At 67.1% G+C, this 19,356-nt stretch carries 18 protein-coding genes; 10 read left to right on the top strand and 8 right to left on the bottom strand.

What is annotated here, in order from left to right; all coding sequences use genetic code 11:
- Positions 1–54: 54 nt before the first annotated feature.
- Positions 55–1,485: an MFS transporter gene (locus BGO47_RS06165; RefSeq protein ID WP_292709593.1), complete on the bottom strand. Its 1,431-nt coding sequence runs from the start codon at positions 1,483–1,485 to the stop codon at positions 55–57.
- A gap of 199 nt (positions 1,486–1,684) precedes the next feature.
- On the opposite strand from BGO47_RS06165, the gene BGO47_RS06160 reads away from it, so the two are divergent.
- From BGO47_RS06160 to BGO47_RS06130, 7 genes are read left to right on the top strand one after another with little or no spacing between them, the layout of a single operon-like run.
- Complete coding sequence (locus BGO47_RS06160) at positions 1,685–2,533, top strand: nitrilase-related carbon-nitrogen hydrolase (RefSeq protein WP_292709591.1); 849 nt, start codon at positions 1,685–1,687, stop codon at positions 2,531–2,533.
- Positions 2,530–3,966: a dihydropyrimidinase gene (gene hydA, locus BGO47_RS06155; protein WP_292709589.1), complete on the top strand. Its 1,437-nt coding sequence runs from the start codon at positions 2,530–2,532 to the stop codon at positions 3,964–3,966. Before BGO47_RS06160 ends, hydA begins: the two co-directional genes overlap by 4 nt.
- A gap of 54 nt (positions 3,967–4,020) precedes the next feature.
- Entirely contained in the window at positions 4,021–5,037 is a 1,017-nt protein-coding gene (locus tag BGO47_RS06150) for a TIGR03842 family LLM class F420-dependent oxidoreductase (RefSeq protein ID WP_292709587.1), read from the top strand.
- Between the two features lie 46 nt (positions 5,038–5,083).
- On the top strand, positions 5,084–5,977 hold the full coding sequence (locus tag BGO47_RS06145) for an ABC transporter permease subunit (RefSeq protein WP_292709585.1): 894 nt from the start codon (positions 5,084–5,086) through the stop codon (positions 5,975–5,977).
- Positions 5,974–6,786, top strand: coding sequence for an ABC transporter ATP-binding protein (locus BGO47_RS06140; RefSeq protein WP_292709584.1), 813 nt, complete (start codon positions 5,974–5,976; stop codon positions 6,784–6,786). The genes BGO47_RS06145 and BGO47_RS06140 overlap by 4 nt, the downstream gene beginning before the upstream one ends.
- Positions 6,783–7,574, top strand: coding sequence for an ABC transporter permease subunit (locus BGO47_RS06135; protein WP_292709582.1), 792 nt, complete (start codon positions 6,783–6,785; stop codon positions 7,572–7,574). Before BGO47_RS06140 ends, BGO47_RS06135 begins: the two co-directional genes overlap by 4 nt.
- A 59-nt stretch (positions 7,575–7,633) precedes the next feature.
- The gene (locus BGO47_RS06130; RefSeq protein WP_292709580.1) at positions 7,634–8,806 is read left to right on the top strand and encodes an ABC transporter substrate-binding protein; all 1,173 of its coding nucleotides are present in this window, start codon (positions 7,634–7,636) and stop codon (positions 8,804–8,806) included.
- Between the two features lie 69 nt (positions 8,807–8,875).
- Here the strand turns inward: BGO47_RS06130 and BGO47_RS06125 are convergent, their stop codons facing one another.
- Positions 8,876–9,331 (bottom strand): Lrp/AsnC family transcriptional regulator, encoded by a 456-nt coding sequence (locus BGO47_RS06125; RefSeq protein ID WP_292709942.1) that lies wholly within the window; start codon positions 9,329–9,331, stop codon positions 8,876–8,878.
- Positions 9,332–9,468: 137 nt separating this feature from the next.
- On the opposite strand from BGO47_RS06125, the gene BGO47_RS06120 reads away from it, so the two are divergent.
- On the top strand, positions 9,469–10,884 hold the full coding sequence (locus BGO47_RS06120; RefSeq protein WP_292709578.1) for a DUF6421 family protein: 1,416 nt from the start codon (positions 9,469–9,471) through the stop codon (positions 10,882–10,884).
- A 42-nt stretch (positions 10,885–10,926) separates the two neighbouring features.
- Entirely contained in the window at positions 10,927–11,991 is a 1,065-nt protein-coding gene (locus tag BGO47_RS06115) for an aminotransferase class I/II-fold pyridoxal phosphate-dependent enzyme (protein ID WP_292709576.1), read from the top strand.
- A gap of 20 nt (positions 11,992–12,011) precedes the next feature.
- Here the strand turns inward: BGO47_RS06115 and BGO47_RS06110 are convergent, their stop codons facing one another.
- From BGO47_RS06110 to BGO47_RS06095, 4 genes are read right to left on the bottom strand one after another with little or no spacing between them, the layout of a single operon-like run.
- Entirely contained in the window at positions 12,012–13,526 is a 1,515-nt protein-coding gene (locus BGO47_RS06110; protein ID WP_292709574.1) for an alpha-L-arabinofuranosidase C-terminal domain-containing protein, read from the bottom strand.
- 4 nt (positions 13,527–13,530) lie between these two features.
- On the bottom strand, positions 13,531–14,613 hold the full coding sequence (locus BGO47_RS06105; protein ID WP_292709572.1) for a Gfo/Idh/MocA family oxidoreductase: 1,083 nt from the start codon (positions 14,611–14,613) through the stop codon (positions 13,531–13,533).
- Positions 14,586–15,293 (bottom strand): ThuA domain-containing protein, encoded by a 708-nt coding sequence (locus BGO47_RS06100; RefSeq protein WP_292709570.1) that lies wholly within the window; start codon positions 15,291–15,293, stop codon positions 14,586–14,588. The genes BGO47_RS06105 and BGO47_RS06100 overlap by 28 nt, the downstream gene beginning before the upstream one ends.
- Positions 15,290–16,474 carry a Gfo/Idh/MocA family oxidoreductase gene (locus BGO47_RS06095; protein WP_292709568.1) on the bottom strand — a complete coding sequence of 395 codons (1,185 nt, stop codon included), beginning with the start codon at positions 16,472–16,474 and terminating at the stop codon, positions 15,290–15,292. Before BGO47_RS06095 ends, BGO47_RS06100 begins: the two co-directional genes overlap by 4 nt.
- 90 nt (positions 16,475–16,564) lie before the next feature.
- On the opposite strand from BGO47_RS06095, the gene BGO47_RS06090 reads away from it, so the two are divergent.
- Complete coding sequence (locus BGO47_RS06090; RefSeq protein ID WP_292709566.1) at positions 16,565–17,629, top strand: LacI family DNA-binding transcriptional regulator; 1,065 nt, start codon at positions 16,565–16,567, stop codon at positions 17,627–17,629.
- Here the strand turns inward: BGO47_RS06090 and BGO47_RS06085 are convergent.
- Both BGO47_RS06085 and BGO47_RS06080 read right to left on the bottom strand, forming a co-directional pair.
- A complete protein-coding gene (locus BGO47_RS06085; protein WP_292709564.1) occupies positions 17,583–18,074 on the bottom strand; it encodes a bifunctional nuclease family protein in 492 nt (163 codons plus the stop codon). The genes BGO47_RS06090 and BGO47_RS06085 overlap by 47 nt on opposite strands.
- 30 nt (positions 18,075–18,104) lie before the next feature.
- Positions 18,105–19,334, bottom strand: a complete 1,230-nt coding sequence (locus BGO47_RS06080; protein WP_292709562.1) for a cell division initiation protein — start codon at positions 19,332–19,334, stop codon at positions 18,105–18,107.
- Positions 19,335–19,356 lie beyond the last annotated feature (22 nt).

Here is a 19,356-nt window from a genome sequence, read left to right as displayed (position 1 = left end):
ACGCGCAGCCCGCACCGCGTCCATCTCGAGATGTATGTGCTCGGGCCTGACCGCCTACGGCGACGGCGTCGGTCCCGCGACCTCCGCTTCGGGCTCAGGCTCGGGGGCCTCAGCCTGTGAAGCCTCAGCCTCAGGCGCTGCCCGGTACTGCGCCGTAATGAGGCGGTACGACCGGGTCGTGAACGCAAGCAGGGCGATGACGACCATGGCAAGCCCGGCGAAGACGAACACGAGCGCAATCCCCCGCGCCTCCCCATCCCCGAGGAGCCAGCCCCACGTCTGCTGACCGCTGGGGGACTCCATGTACGGGATGATCCAGAACTCAGCGATGGGAGCGATGAGGAAGGCTGTGATGGGGGCCGCCGCCGATTCGAAGGCCGCCGCAAACCCGAAGACGCGGCCCTGAGTACCGAAAGGCACGACCTTCTGAATGACGGTCTGCTCGGATGCCTCGACGGCCGGCACGAGAGCCATGTAGAGCCAAATACCAACCGCGTAGAGCAACCACCACTCGCGGATCGTGAACAGGGCACCGAGAATCCCCATTCCGACAACGACGAGCAGCATCGTGCGAATGGGATTGCGCCCGAGCCCGAACCTCGCGATCACGATGCCGCCGACGATGAACCCTGTCGCGGCGACCCCGAACACGAGTCCCCACGCTTCGACACTGAACAGGGTCAGGCCGTACGGGTCCATCAGGGCGATGTAGACCCCGCCGATGAGGTTGTTGAACGTCGAGAAGATGATGAGCGCGAACAGCCCGGGTGCCAGTCTCACCGCGGTGATGGCACCGCGGAGGTCAACCCCTCGACCCACGGATGCCGTCGGCTGGTCCTCGGGGATCCGAAGCAGGAGCAAATGGACCCCCGCTATCACCGTGGCCACAATCGCGATGAGCAGCGTCCAGCCCATGCCGAGCAGGCCCACGGACAGTCCGCTGAAGACGCTCGTGATGATGAACGCAATGCCCTGAACCGTGCCGACGAGGCCGTTGGCATTCGCGTGCCGCTCCTCGGGCACGAGCAGCGTGACCGTCGTCGAGAGCGCGATGTTGCGCATGTTCTCGACGATGGAGCCGAGCAGGATGATGCCGGCGAACAGCCAGAACCACGGGCCACTGATGTCGACGAGCGCGGACTCGGGCTGAGCGAGATAGAGCGCGCCGGCAATCAGGAAAGCCACCAGGGTCGCGGCAGCCGAAAACACCATCACCCGGTGCTTGCGATGGCGGTCAACGAGCGTCCCGAACCACATGGCGAAAACGGCGAGAAGCAGCATGTAGGTGCCGCCGATGATCCCGGTAGCCAGCACAGAGCGGGTCTCGAGGTACACCCAGAACGTGAGTGCGAACCACAGGTAGCTCGTCGTGATGTTCGCGGCAGCCGTATTCACGAGCACGTGCAGGAAGGTCCGCTCGTTCGCGGTTCCGAACAGGCGCGTACGCGCGGCGTCGGTGGGGTCCGCCGGGGCGGGAGTCGTCATGCCGGGAAGCGTACTGCGGGGCACCGACATCCAAAACCCTCGCCTTCCGCCCCGGAACGGCGCATGATCGAGGACAACCTCGTCGAGCCGAACGGTTACCACCCCGACATGACACGAAACGGTGGGGAAACGTCGAGGACCCAGGATGGCGAGAAGTGGGCCGGTCGGCTCGCCCGCCGAAGCGGAGGGAGTACCCGATATGACGACGGTAAGAGCGGCCATCACGCAGACCACATGGACAGGCGACAAAGCCTCCATGCTCGACAAGCATGAGCAGTTCGCCCGGGATGCAGCATCCGACGGTGCACAGGTCGTGTGCTTCCAAGAGCTCTTCTACGGCCCGTACTTCGGCATCACGCAGGACAAGAAGTACTACCGCTATGCCGAGCCGGTCGACGGCCCGATCGTGCAGCGGTTCGCCGCGGTAGCGAAAGAGCTCGGCACCGTGATGGTGCTGCCGATCTACGAGGAAGCACAGACCGGGGTCTACTACAACACGGCAGTGCTGGTGGATGCCGATGGCACCGTGCTCGGCACCTACCGCAAGAACCACATCCCCCACGTCGAGAAGTTCTGGGAGAAGTTCTACTTCCGTCCCGGCAACCTCGGCTATCCCGTCTTCGACTCCGCGGTCGGCACCGTCGGCATGTACATCTGCTACGACCGGCACTTTCCCGAAGGGTGGCGCGAACTCGGTCTGAACGGTGCGCACATGGTCTTCAACCCCAACGCGACAAAGCCCGGCCTGTCCAACCGGCTCTGGGAGGTCGAGGGGCCCTGCGCCGCTGTCGCCAACGGCTACTTCGTTCTTCAGCCAAACCGTGTGGGCCGGGAAGACAACGAGTACGGCGACGAGGCTGTCACCTTCTACGGGACGAGCCAGGTCATCGACCCCCGCGGAAATTTCGTCGGAGAGCTGGGATCGAGCGAGCACGAAGAGGTCCTCATCCGTGATCTGAACCTCGACATGGTGCAGGAGATGCGCGACGACTGGCAGTTCTATCGCGATCGCCGCCCCGACAGCTACGAAGGGATCTCCGCACCGTGAGCACGACACTGATCACCGGCGGCACCGTCGTTTCCGCCACCGGGCGGGCAGCAGCCGACGTCCTCGTCGACGGCGAGAGGATCGTCGCCGTCCTCGCGCCCGGCTCGGAACTGCTCGGGACGAACCTGGCGGCATCCGTCGACACCGTCGTCGATGCGGGCGGCAAGTACGTCATCCCCGGCGGCATCGACGCCCACACACACATGCAGCTCCCCTTCGGCGGCACGTCAGCCTCGGACACGTTCGAGACCGGCACCCGGGCTGCGGCCTGGGGCGGGACGACGACCATCGTGGATTTCGCCGTGCAGACGTACGGCACGAAGGTGCCCGACGGTCTCGCGGCGTGGCACGAGCTTGCCGCGGGAAACTGCGCGATCGACTACGGGTTCCACCAGATCGTCGGCGGCATCGACGACGACTCGCTCGCGTACCTGCCCAAACTGGTCGACGAAGGCATCACGAGCTACAAGCTGTTCATGGCCTACCCGGGGGTCTTCTACTCGGATGACGCGCAGATCCTCAAGGCCATGCAGGTCGCCGCCGACACCGGGCTGCTGACAATGATGCACGCCGAGAACGGGCCGGTCATCGACGTCCTCGCCCAGCAACTCGTCGACGCCGGCAAGACCTCGCCCTACTTCCACGGCAAGGCCCGCGTGTGGCAGGCCGAGGAAGAAGCCACCCACCGCGCCATCATGCTCTCGAACATCACCGGAGCGCCCCTGTACGTCGTGCATGTCTCGGCCAAGCAGGCTGTTGAGCAGCTTGCCGCGGCTCGCGACAACGGCTTCAACGTGTTCGGCGAGACCTGCCCGCAGTACCTCTATCTCTCGCTCGAAGAGCAGTTGGGGGCATCGAGCGAGCAGTGGGGAGAGTTCGAGGGCGCGAAGTGGGTGTGCTCCACGCCGCTGCGCTCCCGCGCCGAGGGCCACCAGGACCACATGTGGCAGGCTCTGCGCACGAACGATCTGCAGATGGTCTCGACCGATCATTGCCCGTTCTGCATGAAGGATCAGAAGACCCTGGGCCTCGGGGACTTCCGCAAGATCCCCAACGGCATCGGCTCTGTCGAGCACCGCATGGACCTCATGTATCAGGGCGTCGTGACGGGCGAGATCACCCTCGAGCGCTGGGTCGAGCTCACCAGCACGACGCCGGCACGCATGTTCGGGATGTACGGCAAGAAGGGCGTCATCCAGCCCGGGGCGGATGCCGACATCGTCGTCTACGACCCGAACGGCCACACCTCGATCGGCCTGAACAAGACCCATCACATGAACATGGATCACTCGGCCTGGGAGGGGTTTGAGATCGACGGACACGTCGACACCGTGATCTCCAAGGGCAAGGTCATCGTCGATGACGGCCAGTACCTCGGCCGCAAGGGCGATGGCAGCTTCGTCAAGCGCGGCCTGAGTCAGTACCTGGTGTGATCGTGCGTTTCGTCTCGCTTCGCTCGCTCAACGACCGGGAACAGGGGTAAGTCCATGGATTTCGGTGTCGTCCTGCAGACCAACCCGCCCGCGTCGCGCGTCATCCAGCTCTCCAAGCTCGCCGAAGCCCACGGGTTCAGCCACGTGTGGACCTTCGACTCCCACCTCCTGTGGGAAGAGCCGTATGTCATCTACTCGGCGATCCTCGCTGAGACGCGCAAAGTCACGGTAGGCCCCTTCGTCACGAACCCCGCAACGCGGGACTGGACTGTCACGGCATCCGTGTTCGCGACCCTCAACGAGATGTACGGCAACCGCACGATCTGCGGCATCGGCCGCGGCGACTCGGCCGTGCGGGTCACGGGCGGCAAGCCCTCGACGCTGCAGGAACTGCGCGAGTCGATCCACGTCATCCGGGAGCTCGCCAACTCCCGCGCCGTCGAATACAACGGCGCGACGCTGCAGTTCCCGTGGAGCGCCGGGTCGGAACTGGATGTCTGGGTCGCCGCCTACGGTCCGCTGGCCCTCAAGCTCACCGGTGAGGTCGCCGACGGGTTCATCCTGCAGCTGGCGGATCTCGACATTGCCGCGTGGATGATCCGGACGGTGAAGGATGCCGCCGCTGCAGCGGGCCGCGACCCGGAGTCGATCGCGTTCTGTGTCGCCGCTCCCATGTACATCGGAGAGGACCGGGAGCACATGCGCGACCAGTGCCGCTGGTTCGGCGGGATGGTCGGCAACCACGTCGCCGACATCGTCGCGAAGTACGGCACCGATGGCGCTGTGCCGCAGGCACTCACCGACTACATCGCCGGCCGCACCGGCTACGACTACAACTCGCATGGCAAGAGCCACAACGACCACGTGGACTTCGTTCCCGACGAGATCGTCGATCGGTTCTGCGTCCTCGGCACCCCCGACGAGCACATCGCCAAGCTGAAGGCGCTGCGGGCACTCGGGGTCACGCAGTTCGCGGGATACCTGCAGCACGACAACAAGGAAGAGACCCTTCGCGCATACGGCGAGACGGTGATCCCGGCCCTGCGCGAGAAGGTCACGGCAAAGTCATGAGAAGCCGAGCCGACGGGATCGACGCGAGCGAATGAACCAAGCGGGAATGCGGGGGCGGATCGAGGGGCTCGGGTGGGGCAACCTCGGTGTGCTTGCGATCATCCTGCTGTGGGAGGGCTACAAGTTCCTCGGGCCTGCCGACGGCGTCACGATCGGCGCGGTCGAGGGGCGGACCGGCTCGGGGCTCATGATCCTGCCGCGCACCCACGATCGCGCCATGCCTCACGTGTGGGACATGCTCGCAAGACTTGTCGCGCCCACCAGCGGTGGCGACACACCGCCCCTCATCGCGACCGTCGCCGTCGCTGCACTCACGACGCTCGGGATCGCAGCGGTCGGCTGGGTACTCGGCGTCGCCGTGGGCGGAGCGCTGGCTCTTGTCATGCAGCGGTGGCAGCTTCTTGAGTGGGGCCTGCTGCCGTGGATCGTCGTGAGCCAAACGGTCCCCCTCATCGCGTTCGCGCCCGTGATCAACGCGATCGGCAACCAGATCGATCGCGGCGGAACGAGTTGGCCGCAGTGGCTCTCGGTCGCCGTCATCGCCTCGTATCTCGCGTTCTTTCCCGTTGCCATCGGGGCTCTGCGGGGCCTGGAAGCGCCCGACCGCATCCACGTCGACCTGATGCGCACCTACGCCGTCGGCTATTGGGCGACTCTCCGTCACCTGCGCCTTCCTGCAGCGGTCCCCCATCTGCTTCCCGCGTTGCGCCTCGCGGCTGCCAACGCTGTGCTCGGGGTCGTCGTCGCCGAGGTCTCGATCGGCATGCGCGGCGGCATCGGACGGATGCTGATCCAGCTCGCCGGTCAAGCATCCAGCGACCCTGCCGCCCCGTGGGGGCCCATCTTCGGCTCGGTCGCGCTGGGCCTGATCGCTGCCGGCTCCGTCGCCCTGATCGGGGTGGGTCTGCACCGCTACCGACGAGGAGAGGCAACCGCATGAGTACGCCTTCGACAGCACCCGAGACACCTGCCGTCCTCGCCCGAGACGTGGGGAAGGTCTTCCCGACCTCGGGCGCAGACGTCACCGCACTCACCGGGGTCGACCTGGATGTCGCGCCGGGTGAGTTCGTCTCCCTCATCGGACCATCGGGCTGCGGGAAGTCGACGCTGCTGCGGCTGATCGCCGATCTGGACGGTGCGACGACGGGCGAGCTGCAGATCTTCGGCAAGGCCGCCCACCAGGCCCGCATCGATCAGGACTACGGCATCGCCTTTCAGCAGGCGGGGCTGTTGCCGTGGCGCACGGTAGCGGGAAACATCGCACTTCCCCTCGAGCTACATGGAACGGCCAAGCCCTCCCGCGACGCGCGGGTGCAGGAGCTGGCCGACCTTGTCGGACTCTCGGATTTCATCGACCGCTATCCCGACCAACTCTCCGGCGGCATGCAGCAGCGCGTCGCCATAGCCCGCGCTCTGGCGGCACGCCCTCGCCTTCTGCTGATGGACGAGCCGTTCGGAGCGCTGGATGAGATGACGCGCGAATACCTGCAGTCCGAACTCACGCGCATCGCCGCCGAGACCGGCGCGGCAGTCGTCTTCGTCACCCACTCGATCCCTGAGGCCGTCTTCCTCTCGGATCGGGTCGTTGTCATGAGTCCCCGGCCCGGCCGCATCACCGAGATCGTCCCCATCGGGCTCGGCTCGAGCCGGGGCGAGGACCTCCGCGAGTCACCCGCGTACTTCGAGCGGGTCACGGCAGTGCGAGAGGCCCTCCACGGCACCAAGGTCGAGAGAGCGAACGAGAGATGAGCCTGCGCGACACGACGATGTCGGCCCGCCCCCTGCCGGGGTGGGCACGGATCGCTGCACCCGTCGGTGTCGGGATCCTCGGCCTTGCCGCCTGGATTCTCTATGTGGATGTGGCAGCTGCAGCGCCCCGGATGCTGCCGAGCCCGGTCGCGATCGTGCAAGAGTTCATCGCACACGCCGACATCATCACGGAGGCGATGGTGGTCACCGCCACCAACGCCCTGATCGGACTCGTCGTCGGCTCGCTCGTCGCGATCGCGCTGGCGGCGCTGGCCGCGGCGATCCGACAGTTCGACGGGATGCTTGCGCCGATCGTCGCAGCCCTCGCGGTCATTCCGATCGTCGCGATCACCCCCGTGCTCAACACGATGTTCGGAGCATCCAGCCAGTTCGGCAGGCAGGCCGTGGCGGGGCTTGCCGCGTTCATCCCCGTCTTCATCAATGTGCTGCGCGGGCTGCGCCAGAGCCGGCCCGTGCACCGAGACCTGTTCCGGGCCTCGGCGGCAACGCCCGGGCAGACCTTCCGCCTGCTGACCCTGCCGACAGCCCTGCCGTACCTCATGACGGGCTTGCGTATCGCAAGCTCACTCGCGGTCATCGCGGCACTCGTGGCCGAGTACTTCGGTGGGCCAGCCGACGGCATCGGAACCGCGATCGCGACGTACGCGAAATCGGGGCGCGCGGCCCTGGCGTGGGCGTTCGTCCTCGGCGGCATCATCATCGGCCTCGTCTTCTTCCTGGTCACCTCGCTCTTGGAGCGCTTGGCGACCCGAAGGATGCCGGCCTGACCGGCATCGAGCACCACCCGCACCACCGAGAGAGCACCCCCACCGAAGAAGGGAACACCGTGAGACACAGCACCAGACGCGGCCTTGTCGCCGCATCCACACTCACCGTCGCCGCGCTCACACTGGCGGCGTGCGCGGGCTCGTCCGACCCAGTCACCACAGAAGACAGCGGCGAGTTCGATCCGCTCACCACTGTCAGCCTGCAGCTGCAGTGGCTACCGCAGGCGCAGTTCGCCGGCTACTACGTCGCCCTCGACCAGGGCTACTTCGAGGAGGAGGGCTTCGACGATGTCAAGATCATCCCCTCCGGCGGCGACATCGTCCCCCAGGACGCCCTGATTGCGGGAGACGTCGACTTCGCGATCGCCTGGGTTCCGAAGGTGCTCGGCAGCCTCGAGGCCACCGGCGTCGAGCTCACCGACATCGCGCAGGTCTACCAGGAATCCGGCACGACGCAGGTCTCATGGGCCGACTCGGGCATCGCCGAGGTTGCCGACTTCGAAGGTAAGCGCATCGGCTCGTGGGGCTTTGGCAACGAGTGGGAGATCTTCGCGGCGATGGCAGCCGATGACCTCGACTCCACGACGGTGTCGATCACGACGCAGGACTTCAGCATGAACGCGCTGTTGGATGGCGATGTGGACGCTGCACAGGCCATGACCTATAACGAGCTCGCGCAGGTGCTCGAGACCGTCAACCCCGAGACAGGCGAGCTGTACACACTCGAGGACCTCAACGTCATCTCGTACGAGGAGACCGACGGCGCGATGCTGCAGGACGCGATCTGGGCAGACACCGAGCGCCTCGCATCCGACCCGGCATACGCCGACGCGGCAGTGCGGTTCCTGAAGGCCATCGCGAAGGGCTGGATCTACGCCCGCGACAATCCCGTCGAGGCTGCAGCGATCACCTACGACTACGCGATCAACGCCGAAGCCGCCTTCCCGGTCGGACCTGTGCACCAGGAGTGGATGATGAACGAGGTCAACAAGCTCATCTGGAACGGTTCGGAGTTCGGCGTGATGGACCCGGCAGCCTGGGACAAGACTGTCGCCGGCGCCCTCTCGGCGGTCAACCAGGACGGGCTGAACCTCATCACGGCCGAGCCGCCGGCGTCGGCATACTCCAACGAGTACATCGAGCAAGCTCTCGCGGAGCTCGTCGAGGAAGGGTACGACGTTTCGGCGACCTACACCCCCATCGAGGTCACCTTGACCGAGGGTGGACAGTAGTTCCAACCGGACCGGCCGAGGGCGCTCGGCCGGTCCGGCATCCACTCTCGCCCGAGCCTGTCGCGCCCGTCAGCCTCGGGCGACCGGCGCGATCGGACGATGCTCGTAGAAGGTCTGCAGCACCACTGTGGTTCGCGTGCTCACATTGGCAGCCAACCGGATGTCGCGAAGCAGGGACTCAAGGTGGCGGGGCGTCGCGACCCGTACGAGCAGGATGTAGCTAGCAGCTCCCGCAACCGAATGACACGCCTCGATCTCCTCCAGATGAGCGAGCATCTCGGGTGCGGTGTCGGGTTGGGCGGGGTCGAGCGGAGTGATTTCAACAAACGCGGCGAGCGGTTTGCCGACAGCCTCGGGATCGACCACGACGCGGTATCCCGTGATGATCCCGCGGCTCTCCAGGCGGCGCACCCGTGCTTGGACGGCCGACACCGACAGACCGACCGCCGCCGAGAGGTCCGCGAGGGTCGTATGGGCGTTCGCAGAGAGGGCGCGCAGGATCCGGGCGTCGGTGTCGTCATCCAGGCGTGGGGGAAGTGCGTCCGTGGCCATGGTGGCAAGACTAGCCGTCGCAACCCGTCAGTACCGGAAAAATTCCTGCTAGTCAGCGCGGACTACGGAGAAATTCTAGACTCGCGAGCGACTACCCGTTCGGAGGCCTCATGTCGACCCTGTCGTCCCCCGCACCCCTCGCTCCGGCCGAGCTGGCTGGGTCGATCGAAACCTCGCCGGCGTGGCTTGAGCTGAAGGCTGCCGCCGAAGCGTTGCACCCACTGCAGGCCGCTGACGGTTCGATCCCGGATGCCGCGCATCACGCCGCCGCCCGCGAGAACGTTGCAACGATCGTGCGCGCCGTCGAGGAGCTGGCACCCCAGTTCCCCCATGACGCCGCCTACCTCACCGCCCTCACCCGGGACTTCCGCCGCTGGAGCGAGAGCAGCTTCGGCATCCCAGACTTCCTCGACTCGCTCGTGGAGTTCCAGCCACAGCAGCATCGCGTCGACGGCATCCGTCACCTCGTCGTCTTCCCGATGTACACGCAGAACGGGTCGAGGCAGCGCCACGTCGAGGCTGTGCTGGTCGAGGCCATTTGGCCCGCGTTCATCGCCGAACTCGAGAGCACTGACTACGGCAACGCCCTGTTCGTCTCGCTCCGCCTGATCGACTTCACCTCGGGCTACGACACGAACTCGGCTGTGCTTTTTCCCGAGACCGTGGCAATGCGCGAGATCCCGACCTTCACGTGGGGTGGGATCTTCCAGGACCGTGAGGCAGCCCGCTACCGCCGGGTGGTGCGCGCTGCCGCCGAGATCACCAAGCTCGAGCTCCCTGCCGATGCCGCGCGGATGCTCGATGACGCCGCCCTCGCGGAGCGCACGTTCGTCATGTGGGACCTCATCCACGACCGCACGCACATGCGCGGAGATCTACCCTTCGACCCGTTCATGATCAAGCAGCGGATGCCGTACTTCCTGTACGCGCTCGAAGAGCTGCGCTGCGACCTCACGGCGTTTCGCGAGAGCGTGCGGATCCATGACCGACTCCACGGCCGCAGCGACCGTGGCGAGACGCTCAGTGCAGCCGAAGAGGAGTCCCTCGAGCACGCGCGACTGGTGCAGTACGCCGTCGTGTTCGACCGCATCTTCCGCTTCGCCATCACGGGCTCGCGGGTGCGCAACTACGACGGGCTCGGCGGACAGCTCCTGTTCGCCTGGCTGCATCAGCGCGGCGTGCTCCACTGGACAGACACCGCCCTGACGATCGACTGGGAGGCGGTCACCGACGCCGTCGTCGCCCTGGCCGACCGCATCGACGAGCTGTACTGGGCCTCGATCGACCGCCCGAAGCCGGTCCACTGGCTGGCGGCCTACGACCTCATTCGCGAGACGCTTCCGCCGCACCCCGCCTCGCGGTGGAACCGGGGACTCCCCGACGACGTCCTCGCCGGCCCGCTGTCGGGCTACACGGATGCCGTCCTCGACGACGAGTTCCCGCTGTCGATGTTCTACGAGGCGCTCGAGAAGAAGATGCGCCCGGTGATCGCCTCGACGGCCGGCATCCGGGCTGGCGACGCATGACCTGCTCACCGGGCGCGTCCGCGCGAACCGTAGGCTGAGACGGTGACCAGCACACCCGTCCACGCCCGCGGCTTCGCTTCCGACAACTACTCCGGCATCCATCCCGAGGTACTCGCGGCGATCACCGCTGCGAACGTCGACCACGAGCCCGCGTACGGCGCGGACTCGGTCACCGAACGGCTCCGCGGCGTGTTCGCTGGTCACTTCGGTAAGCGCGTCGAGGTGTTCCCGGTCTTCAACGGCACGGGCGCGAATGTCACGGCGCTGCAGTCGATGCTGCCCCGGTGGGGAGCGGTGATCGCGGCATCCACGGCACACGTCAACAGCGACGAGGGCGGAGCACCCGAGAAGGTCGGCGGCATCAAGCTGCTCACGATCCCGACTCCCGACGGAAAGCTCACACCCGAGCTGATCGACACCGAGGCCTGGGGGTGGGGTGATGAACACCGCGCCCAGCCGCTGGTGGTCGCCATCACCCAGTCGAGCGAGCTCGGCACGCTCTACTCGCCGGCCGAGATCCGGGCGATCGCCGACCACGTCCACGAGCGCGGGATGCTGCTCTACATGGACGGCGCTCGCATCTCGAACGCCGCTGCGGCCCTCGACCTCCCCTTACACGCCTTCACGACGGATGTCGGGGTCGATGTCGTCAGCGTCGGAGGGACCAAGAACGGAGCGCTTGCCGCCGAGGCGATCGTCGTGCTCACCGACTCGGCGTCAGTGGGGCTCCACTACCTGCGCAAGATGAACATGCAGCTGGCCTCCAAGATGCGGTTCGTCTCGGCCCAGCTCATCGCGCTGTATGAGGCCGATCTGTTCCTGCGAAACGCACGGCACGCCAACGCGATGGCGGCGCGGTTGCGGCGTGGGCTCGAGGAGGCGATCGCCGCCGGCAGCATCCGCGGGGTCGGGTTCACCCAGCAGACCCAGGCAAACGGAATCTTCGCCACTCTGCCGGCGGGAGCCGCCGACCGCGTCCGCGAGAGCTTCCGGTTCTACGACTGGGATGCCTCAGTCGGCGAGGTGCGCTGGGTCTGCAGCTTCGACACCACCGAGTCCGACATCGACACCCTGATCGAGGCAATCGCCCGCGCCACGAACGCCTGAGACGCGTCGCGCGGGGCCGGTCAGGCGAGGTCGAGTTCGACGGTTGCGAAGGAGTGAGCCGGAAGCCGCACCGAGAGCACGCCGTCAGCAATTCGCGCTTCCAGCGGCACCGGCGCGACCCGGTCGGGCGCGCTCGGGTCGTTGAAGTCCGCTGCGGTCTCGGCGGTGAGCACCCGCGCGCGGGCGACCGAGGCTGCACGGCCACGCAGATCGATACTGACGTCCAGGTCGTCGTGTGCCGCCAGGTGGGTGAGCGAGATCAGGGCTGCCCCGTCCTTGATGGATGCCGAGAGCGACAGCAACGGCAGGTCCTCATCCCCCACCGTCTCGCTCGGCACCTCGAGGATGTGAGCACCCAGCTGCAACGCATCCTGGTGTCCCTTGTTCATCTCGAACACGTGGTAGGTCGGGGTCAGGACCAGGCTCTCGCCGTCGGTGAGGATCATGGCCTGTAGCACGTTGACGGTCTGGGCGATGTTGGCCATCGTCAGCCGCCGCGCGTGCCGGTGGAAGATGTCGAAGTGCAGGCCCGCGACCAGAGCATCACGCACGGTGTTCTGCTGGAAGAGGAATCCGGGATTGGTTCCCTCCTCGACGTTCCACCACGTGCCCCACTCGTCACAGACGAGGTCGATGCGCCCGCGCGGGTCGTAGGCGTCCATCAGCGCGACGTGGGACGCGAGGATCCGCTCGATCCCGGCCGCGTACGCCATGGTCCGGTAGTACTGATCGTCGGTGAAACCCGCGGCATCCTCGGTGTTGATGCCCGTTCCCGAGTGCGTGTAGTAGTGGAACGAGATCGCCTGGTAGACGGGGTTGTCGTCCTTCGTGCACCCGAGGCAGTTCACCGCCTCCATGAGGGCACGCGTCCAGCGCAGGTCACCCTCGTTGGCGCCGGCGGCGATGCGGGTCAGCTCGTTGCCGCCGTGATTCCGGCAGAAGGTCGCGTAGCGGCGGGCCTCCTGCGCGTAGTGCCCCGGCGACATGTTGCCACCGCATCCCCATGCTTCATTGCCGAGACCCCAGAACGGCACCTTCCACGGCTCATCGCGACCGTTCTCGCGCCGCAGCCGCGCCATCGGGCTGTCATCGTCGCGCGTGAGGTACTCGACCCATTCGCTCATCTCCTGAACGGTGCCGCTGCCGAGGTTCCCGTTGACATAGGGGTCGGCGCCGAGCATGTCGCAGAGGTCCATGAACTCGTGAGTGCCGAAGTGGTTGTTCTCGATGACGTCACCCCAGTGGGTGTTCGCCATCCGGGGTCGCTGCTCACGGGGGCCGATGCCGTCCCGCCAGTGGTACTCGTCGGCGAAGCATCCGCCGGGCCATCGCAGGTTCGGAATGTTCACGGCGCGCAGGGCCTCGACGATGTCGAGACGGATGCCGCGCTCGTTAGGGATCGGTGAGTCCTCGCCGACCCAGAATCCGTCGTAGATGCAGCGGCCGAGGTGCTCGGCGAAATGCCCATACAGGTGGCGGTTGATCGTGGCGCCGGTGACGTCGAGGTCGACGACGGCGCGTGCGGTTTCGGTCATGGGATCATCTCCAGTCGGATGCGGGGGTCAGCGGAACCAACGCCGGTCGCTGCACCGTTGTTGTGAGGGGGAAAGAACAGTTCTCTCGCGCAGAGCGCAGCAGCCCGGTCATGATCTCGAGGACGTGCAGGGCAAGGGCTCCGCTCGCGCGGTCGGCCCCGGTGCGGACGTGATCGATGAGCCCGATGCCGCGCCCAGCGCCGCCGTAGCCTGCCGACGGGGCAACGGTCTGCCACTCCGCTGCTCCCAGCATCCGTACCTGTACGTCGCCCTCGAACATGTTCGGGTCGGGAACCGCGATCGAACCCGTTTGCCCGTGCACCTCAATGGGCGCGGCGTGCGTGGCGACGCTGTCGAAGCTGAAGACCACTGTCGAGATGGCACCACCCTCGTGTCGCAGTGTCCCCGTGACATACGTGTCGACCTCGACGGGGATCTCCTGTCCAGCCCGCGGCCCGGAAGCGATGATTCGGGTGTCTCTGCTGCGCGAAGATGCTCCGCTCACACTCTCGACGGGACCCAGCAGGTGAACGAGCGAGGTCAGGTAGTACGGACCCATGTCCATGAGGGGTCCGCCGCCCTCGCGGTAGTAGAAGTCGGGGTTCGGATGCCACGCTTCGTGTCCCGGAGCGACCCACGTGGCCGTCGCCGCGAGGGGCCGGCCGATCCGCCCCGAGTCGACGAGCTGCCGGGCTGTCTGGATGCCGGTCCCCAGCACCGTGTCGGGCGCGCCGCCGACCCACGCCTGCCCACTGGCCGCCATGATCTGCTGGGCCTGCTCGAAGGTCGCCGCGAGCGGCTTCTCACCGTAGACGTTCTTGCCTGCCGCGAGCGCTGCCAGCGCGACCTCGGCGTGCGCTGCCGGGATCGTGAGGTTCAGCACGGTGTCGACGGCGGGGTCTGCCATCAGCTCCCCGACGCGCAGAGCGCGGCATCCGGGAATCGTCGCGGCTACCTCGTGGGCACGGGCCTCATCGAGGTCGGCAACCGCGACGAGCGCGACATCGCTCTGCCCGACGAGAGTCTCACGATACTGGGCGAAGATGACGCCGAGTCCGACTACGCCGATGCCGTGCGTGCTGCCCACAGCAGTCCCCTCTCGATGATCGTGCGGACGTTCGGATCCTCGAGCACATCCAGGCTGTGCCCGGGTGTCGCGACGAAGACGCGCCCCTCTCCCCACAGCCGCGTCCAGATCGCGGGCGAGGTGATCGGCCGATGCCAGGGATGGTACGGCTGGGTTGGATGCGTCGTGGTCGCCAGCACGTCGTTGAGGTCATCGTGCAGTACCCAGTACTGCTCGGTGGTCAGCTCGAAGTCGGCGATTCCCGCCGTGATCTGGTGCTCGCGCCCGAGCGCTGTCATCTCGACCGTGTACGGCAGATAGTTGTCGCTCTGGTCGCCCGTGCACCGGTCGGGGCTCTTCGACGGATGGGTCGCGAACTGTCCGCCGACCAGCTGTAAGTAGTCGGAGCTGTTGCGATACGAATCGGCGATCCCCCCGTGCCAACCGGCAAGCCCAAGACCAGCTCTCACCGCCGCGCGCAGTCCCGTCAGGGCATCCTGCGAGATCTCGGACATCGTGACGCACTGCAGCACGAGATCGGTGGCGGCCATCACGGCGGCATCCGCATAGATGTCGGGCGACTCCTCGACGCGCACCGCGAATCCGTTCGCCTCCAGGAAAGGGATATAGAGGCCTGTCGCCTCGACGGGACGGTGGCCGTCCCACCCGCCGCGGACGACGAGAGCGTGTCTGGTGGTCATGAGGGTGCTCCTTCCACAGCCGTCATGATGCTGCCTCGCGCCGCACTGTCTTCCACGGCAGCGAGCACACGCTGGACCTGAGCCGCCTCAGCGAACGAGGGTGACGGTGTCGTGCCGGCGGTGATCGCCCGCACAAAGTCCACGATCTGGTGCGTGAAGCCGTGTTCGTACCCGAGGCCGTGGCCCGCCGGCCACCACGCAGCCGCGTACGGATGCTCAGGCTCGGTGACCTGGATGCGACGGAAGCCCTGCTCGCCTGCCGGATCGGTGGCGTCATAGAACTCGAGCTCATTCAGGCGTTCGAAGTCGAACGAGATCGAGCCGCGCGATCCGTTGATCTCGATGCGGTTGGCGTTACGCCTGCCGGTCGCCATGCGGGTTGCCTCGAACACCCCGATTGCGCCGCCTGCGAAAGTGGCGGTGAACGCTGCTGCGTCGTCGACAGTGACGTCACGTCGGGATGCACCCTGAACGGCTCGTCCGCCGAGCCCGACCTGCTCCGTGAGCTCGGGACGATCGGTCACGAAGGTTCGTGTGAGCGCTGACACGGCAGTGATCCGCTCCCCGCTGAGCCACTGGGCGGTGTCGATGCTGTGCGCGCCGATGTCGCCCAGAGTGCCCGAGCCGGCGCGTTCCCTGTCCAGTCGCCAGGTGAAGGGGGCGTCGGGGTCGCTCAACCAATCCTGCAGATACTGTGCCCGGACGTGCCGGATCTCACCCAGCCGCCCTGCAGTGACGAGCTCACGCGCAAGCGACAGCGCAGGGGTGCGGCGATAGCTGAATCCGCACATCGCGACGAGGTCTGGGGCTGCAGCTGCCGCAACGACCATCCGCTCGGCGTCGACGACGCTATTGGCGAGCGGCTTCTCGCACAGCACGTGCTTTCCGGCGGCCAGTGCCGCGAGCGTGATCTCGGCATGCGTGTCACCGGGCGTGCAGATGTCGACGACGTCGATATCTGCACGCGCCACGACCTCCCGCCAGTCGGTCGACGCGGCGAGCGCCCCGAACTCGCGGGCGGCATCGGCAGTGCGTGCCGCGTCCCGCCCGACGAGGACGGCGATCTCGGGGATGGCATCCAGGCTGAAGAAACGATGCGCGGTGCGCCATGCGTGTGCGTGCATCTTGCCCATGAAGCCGGCGCCGACAATGGCGACCCGCAGGACGGGTGGACTCGACATCCCCATCGACATCGCCCTTCTCTCACGATCCGCCCACCACAATGCCAGCGGCCGTGGCGCAGGTCCTCGCTTTTGCGCAAAAATCGTCCCGTGAGTTCCCTCGCCCAGATCGCCGCCGAGAGCGGGGTCAGTGTCTCAACCGCCTCCCGCGCGTTACGAGGCAAGGGCGAGATGACACCGCAGACGCGAGCACGCGTGCTGGCGGTCGCCCAGCAGTACGGGTACTCGACCACCGGCGTGCGCCGAGGGCGACCGCGAACGGGAACGTCGCGCCTGTTCGACCTCGTACTGGGGCGGTTCCACGACCCCTACGCCGACGAGGTCACCGCTGGCGCACACCTCGCTGCAGCGCGCCATCGATTCGACCTGGTCCTCACGGCGGAGCGAGACACCCCCGACGATGACTGGCCCCTGCGGATCCGAGCCCGCGGCTCAGCGGGTGTGGTGCTGGGCCTGATCCTGCCCACCGCCGCCCAGCTCGCCGTCCTGCGCGACGCGGGAATCCCGCTCGTGCTGATGGATCCGCGGGCCGAAGCAGGTACGTCACTGACCAGCGTGCGTACGACCGACCGCGCCGGAGCGGCCGCGGCAGCGGAGCACCTGCTCGAGGCCGGAGCCAAGCAGTTCGTCGTCGTGGATGCCGCACCGTCCTACCGCTTCGGACGCGCGCGCGTGGAAGGTTTCGAAGCCGCGGTGCGTTCGCGGCATCCGACCGCCGTCATCCACCGGGTTCGCGCGGACTGGAGTTCGCCGGGCGCCTGGCGCGCGAGCCTTCCGGCGCTGCGCGAGGCTGCGGCATCCGCGCCGATCGGCGTCTTCGCGATCTCGGATGAGATGGCCATCGGCGTGTATCGCGCCGCCGCCGACCTCGGCATGCGGGTCGGGCAAGACGTGCTCGTGGTCGGGTTCGACGACGTTCGCGGGGCAAAGTGGGTCCAGCCTGCCCTGACGACGGTTCGCCAGCCGATCCGCGACATGGCGGGAGCCGCGATCGATGAGCTGGTTGCCATCGCCGCCGGCGCAGACCCCCAACCGCGTATCGTCGAGCTGCCGACGGCCCTGGTCGTGCGCGGCTCGACCGGGGCTCCGGCCGCCAGCCCGGAGGCGGTCAGCCGCGAAAGTCCTCGGGATCGACCTCGTCGAGAAAACGCTTGAACTCGTCGACTGACGCTTCGGCGTCATCCTCGTCGAGGATGTCGGGCATGCCGGCTTCCTCGACCACGGCATCCGCGACCCAAATCGCAGCCCCCGTCCGCGAGGCCAGCGCGATCGCATCCGAGGGTCGTGCGTCGATGACGAGAACCTGGTCGCCATGGACGACGGTGATCTCGGCATAGAACGTGCCGTCCGTGATCCGGGTCACCTCGACGCGCGTCACCTCGGCCTGCAGCTGCTGGATCATCACCGACATGAGGTCGTGGGCAAGCGGTCGCGGTGTCACGGCGTGTTCGACGGCGACGAGGATGGAGGTCGCCTCCTGAGCACCGATCCAGATCGGAACGATCGAGCCTGTTCCGGGCGCATCATCCAGAGGCTTGAGCAGGATGACGTGCTGCCCCATCGAGTCCATCGCCACCCCGGCGACGCGTACCTGGACCATGCCGAACCTCCCTCACGGGCTTCGGCCAGACTACGCGTGCTGGGCGCCGCCGTCTGCGGTGGGAGTGATGTCGGAGTCCTGCGGCGACCCGCTCACACCGTCGGGGCGGATCATCTCTTTGACCTCGGCCATGAAGCTCGTGAGCTGATGCTGCTGCCAGCGCAACTGCCGCGTGCGATCCTCGGCGTCGCGGAGCACTGTGTCGGCCTGGGCCGTCACTGCGTCGATGATGCGCTGCGCCTTCTCGCGTGCACGGTCGAGGTGCTCGGACGCCCGCACCCTCGCGTCGGCCTCGATCTGCTGCGCCTGCGAGCGCATGAGCTTGTCGAAGTCGTCGGCCTTCGCGGTGATCCGCTGCGCGTGCTCGAGCGCTGCCGCGACCTGCGCGTTCGCGTCGGTGGTGATGCGCTCCGCGTGCGCAACAGCCTGATTGTGCAGCACCAGGAACTCCTGCTGCGCGTCATCCTGACGGCGCGTGAGCGACTCCTCGAACTCGGCAGCCCGCATCCGCAGCTCACGAACCGCCTCTTCAGCCGCGGCCCGCGACTGCTCGGTCTCTCGCGCGACAGTGGCGCGAGTTGTCGCCGCAGCCTTCTCAGCCTCGGTGCGGATCGCGGCTGCTTCCTGCTCGGCCTGGACGACGGCATCCGCCGACGCCGCTGCCTCGCGCTCCAGGCGAGCGGTGTGCGCCGTCAACTCCGTCTGCATCCGAAGCCGGACCTGCTCGGCGTCGCTGTTCGCGCGCGCGATGATCTGTGCGGCATCAGCCTCGGCCTCGACCCGACGGCTGTCACCCTCGGCACTGGCAGCCTGGAGCAGCTTGTCGGCCTGGTTCGTGGCGTTGTGGATGATGGTGCTCGCCTGCTCCTCGGCGACCCGGAGCACCTCTTCGAAGTGGCGGCGGTTCGGGGATGCCGCCGACCCGTCTGCGAGTTCCTCCGTGAGCGCGGCGATACGCCCCTCGGCATCAGCCAGCTGGGCGCGAACCGCGGTGAGATCTCCCTCGACCCGGGCGAGGCGTTCTGCGGCGGCGTCAGCGCGCGCACCGCTCTCGGTAGCGCGCTGCGATTCGGCGGCGAGGTTCGCGGTCAGCCGCGAGACCGCCGCATCCACGTCATCGCGGTCGTACCCGCGGAACACTGTCGCGAAGCCAGCGCCCTGCGACGGCGAGAAGCTGGCGTCCGGCGCGGCATTCATGAGCTCATCGAACGGCGTCGAGAGCGATGCGTCGGTGTGAGCAGATGGGGCGTTGTCGGGCATCCGGTCCTCCGGGACATGCGGG

Origin of the sequence: Microbacterium sp. 67-17 (genome assembly GCF_001898325.1) — a bacterium.
Taxonomy (GTDB): Bacteria; Actinomycetota; Actinomycetes; order Actinomycetales; family Microbacteriaceae; genus Microbacterium; species Microbacterium schleiferi.
Note: the sequence above shows the minus strand (reverse complement) of the source record. Positions and strands in the feature narration are given on the sequence as shown.